This is a genomic window from Haliscomenobacter sp. (assembly GCF_040403615.1).
GTDB lineage: Bacteria > Bacteroidota > Bacteroidia > Chitinophagales > Saprospiraceae > Haliscomenobacter.
Genome location: NZ_JBBAKG010000216.1, coordinates 1 through 3,994 on the forward strand (window position 1 = coordinate 1; position 3,994 = coordinate 3,994).

Consider the following 3,994-nt stretch of genomic DNA (forward strand, 5'->3'; position numbering starts at 1 on the left):
CGAAGGAGCAACTCTCCAATAATGGATTTGGACATAACTGAAAGCATAAGAGAATGATACGCTTATTGGTCGCTATATTGTTTTTGGTATTTGGTACGCAATTGTGTGCTCAAGGTTTTGACTATGGTCTAATAGTCAAACAAAATTTAGTCATTAGAATGGGTACAAGAAATACTGCACCGGGCTTTATGAAATCTTATTCTTTAGCACAACCCAATCAATTTTCTAGCACATGGATACCTGTTTTAGCGACTTCATTTCCTTTTTTCAATTGGCAAGGGGTGAATCAAACTCAAATTCTGGTTTTAGGAACTCAAGGCCAGAGTAAGCGTTCATTTACTATTGAAGATTTTAAATTGAATTCCCTAGATTCGGTGGCAATCAGCAAATCCGATTCTGCTTATTCCAAACAGCTGAAATATCAAAATGCTGCAAATTGGGAGAATATTTTGAATGATTCTCTACTTCGAAGAACCCAAAACACACGATTATTGCATGTGGTTCCTTTAAGAGATTGGTGGCAACTTACTCGGCACAATGGTGCTCTGAGAGATTTACAATCCTTACAACAAGAACCCGATTACTTTCTAAATCATAGAATTACCGATTTCGATTTTCAATTCGATTCTGAGGAAAAACAATTCTTATTCTACATCAGAACGCCACGAGACTTTTTTTTATGGAAATACACTGGTGGAGCAAAAAATGACACCTCATTTCAGGATTGGCAAATCAAATCTTTTTTTTCTATTGATAGTGTCTGCTATTTACCCTCCAGCAATGACTTATTAAAATACTTAGGGAATTCACTTCTCCCTAGCCCTAAAAAATTCCTCCCCTGCACAATTACCGACACCGCCTTTTTCCGTGGCCACAATAAAGCCATCCAACAAGGCAATCAGCATTGGCTCATCAATACCAGCCATGGAGCCATCTATTACCTGGCCGACTACGGGGTGGTCAAGGTCGCCCAAATTGAAAACTTTCGGGACTATCCCCCAGCCATACTTCAGCAGCGGCTCTTTGTAGAAGACCGCGACCGGGGCGAACTCGTGTTTTTTTCTAAACTCATTCGCACTGATCGGGAAGCCCCCCTCCCCAAATACCGTAGCCTCCTTACCCCACGTGAAGTGACCCAACGCTTTGGTGCATTGGTCACTTTGCCTAAAACGAAAAACCGGAAATGAAAAAAATGACTACGCTTAAACAGTTAAACTTTTGCAAGTTTCTGATCGCTGCTTTTGCATTTTGCCTGCAAGTAGGCGATTTGATGGCTCAGATCACCACAGACTTTACGCGCGCGGGAGCCCTGGTTGAGCGATTTGATTACGCCAGAGTAACCGACAATACCCTCGGCCAACTCAGCGACGCCGCAGCCCAACTGTCACAGACCCTGGACTCGGCCTATCAAATTCAAGACTTCCGGGTCTTTGATTTTGGCTTGTACCTGCCCACCTTAAGCATGAGCGGAGCCCTCAGCTTTGATCAGGCGGTCAGCAACATGTATAATCGCATCGAAACGGGCGGGGTCATCGCTTTTCGCAACCCCGCTATGCCCATTTTGCGCAGTGCCGCTCCTCCTGCTGCGTATGTGTTGATCACGCACCAGTTTCAGGGCGGAGGCAATGTACGCTTTAAGATGATTGTGAAAATACCAGGGATGAGCCAGTCTGGGGCAGATGTGAGTGGTCTGGAAAATGCCCTTGCTCTGGCTGGTCAGCAGGCCATGGAGAAGGCCTATGCACAGAATGCGGCTGAAGATAAAGTGGCTTCTGCAAAAGCGGAGGGGTTGAGGGCTATTAGGCAGATTCTCTCCGGGAAAGGTAAGCCAGTGGAAAAATCAGGAGGAGGGTTAATACTCAAACAAGCAACTAATTTTGTTGCATTATCTGGAAAAATAATTCAATTGCCAAAAGATACCAAGGTGCTGATTTATTGCATTGCACCTGAGCTCACCAATGGATATTTGATAGGTTTTGAAATTGACACTAAAGAATATGTCGCTGGCGGTAGCGAATTTATTGTTAACCTATCCACGTTTAGCGGATATCAAAACCGCAACAACAGTAGCGACATCTTCACCAATCAGGTATCCCTTACCCCTGGCCAAATACCAATTAGCTTTGTAGATGTAATTGAGAACGCTAACGGTTCGAATACCATTAGGCTGTTTACAGAAGAAATATCCATCACGCAGGATCGCATCGAGCCTCAAGGTGGAACATTTTCAAGTGACAAACGGCTTCCAAAATTAGGCTATGGGGGCTCAACACCTTTTCAATTTGATGACCCAAAATCCTGTGGGCAATACAAGGAAATTACCCAGATGATTACCAGGTTGGGTAGCGATATTGAAATCATTATTCAAAAAGGTAGCTCCTCCGGATCCCTTAAAGACTATTTGGACAAAAGTGGCAATGCCAGTATCCCAGTTACACCCAAAGACAAATCGAAAGCCAAAGGGCAAATCATTTTCACAGAGGTAGATGGACAGATTATAGACGCCAAAGTCATTTTGATTCGTGACAACATAAAGCCAGGTCGAAATGATTACACTCCCGCAAATCATCTTGAACAAACTGAAAAACAAATAGATGATGCAATTACAAACGCAAAAAATAGACTAATAAATGGAAAGCATGTAGGCTGGAATGAGCCAGCCATCGGCACTCCTGGCCGGTTTCATTGTGAAAGCATGACGTTCTCTGAAATTACTACAGTGATTGTAGAGGTCGGCATTAGCATTTATGAATCTGCAACACTTCCTGAGAAGATTTGGAATGAACCACAAGGGACTACTGCTGAAAAAGGAAGCTACCCCGTACATGGCCCACCCGTAGTATGCGGCGTAGCCGATGGCGTAATTGGACAGGTGACTGAAATTCCCCAGTTGGTAAAAATGGGGGTAGATCTTGCATCCAGTCCTGAAAACGTCAAAAGCTTAATCAGCAGCATTGCCGATATCACCCCGGAGAAGATCATCGAATTGGCTGAAGAGAGCATAAAAAAGAAATGGGAAAGCTATACAACCGCCTCCTCTCAAGTGAGATTTCATACCGCCGGACAGGACGGAGTGAGTGTTGCGTCAACGATTATCGGGGCTGGGGGGATTAAAAATCTTGTTTCCGGGTTTAAAGACGGAATACAAAAAACTGGGGAGACCATATCGAAAGGACTAAATAATCTTTTAAGTTTATTGACAGGAAAACTTAAGAATAAAAACCTCTTAAAGCGTTTACAATCAGCACTAGATGACCCCGCAATCAAAGCATTATTTACCAGGAATCCAGATGCAGTAAAAGCATGGGAATTGCTGGCAGAAAACGGGAATGATCTAATCATTAAAAATGCAGATTCAATTGAAAAAATTGCTGCATTGCTTGCCGATGCTGACTTTATTGCTAAACTTCCCGGCGGGGAGGCCGCTCTAAAAGATATTCTAAAAGCTGTAAAAAATCCACTTGATGCGGGCACTGAAGCAAAACTGGTTAACTTAGCAACGCATTTGGACAACATCAAAGCCCTTGTCAAAAACCATTCGGGTACAGAGGGTTTCGATCGTTTGATGACAGATTTGAAAAATCCTAACTTTTACATGCAGGATGGAGTGACACACATGTTGGAGTCGATCAAAAATTTTCCTGCAGGTAGCATCAAGAAGTTTGATTACGAATTTGAAGCGCCTGGAACGGTTTGTACCAAGTGCCGGTTTGATGTGGAGTTAGATCCTGGTCCACCTCGGTTAATTGAATACAAGAGTTGGGGTTTGGAGAATATTCCTAATATTTCTGTGAAGCAGTTGACAGAATATTTTGGAAATGTGAGTTCTATAAACGAAATGCAATATGTGTTTAATTCAATTAAAACACCTGATATCGAATTGGTAAAAACCGCGATGCAAAAACTCATTAAAAATAATGCACCTTCTATTTTCTCTAGGCTTAGTCCACAGATGCTTGATGATTTACGAATTACTTCGCTTAATGATTTTTTG

At 42.7% G+C, this 3,994-nt stretch carries 2 protein-coding genes; both read left to right on the forward strand.

Annotation, left to right across the window (positions count from 1 at the left end; translation table 11 throughout):
* The first annotated feature begins 491 nt into the window (after positions 1-491).
* The gene (locus ABW391_RS28825) at positions 492-1,187 is read left to right on the forward strand and encodes a hypothetical protein (protein WP_353485367.1); all 696 of its coding nucleotides are present in this window, start codon (positions 492-494) and stop codon (positions 1,185-1,187) included.
* The coding region (locus tag ABW391_RS28830; protein WP_353485368.1) for a hypothetical protein at positions 1,184-3,994 on the forward strand (2,811 nt) is incomplete at its 3' end. The genes ABW391_RS28825 and ABW391_RS28830, both read left to right, overlap by 4 nt.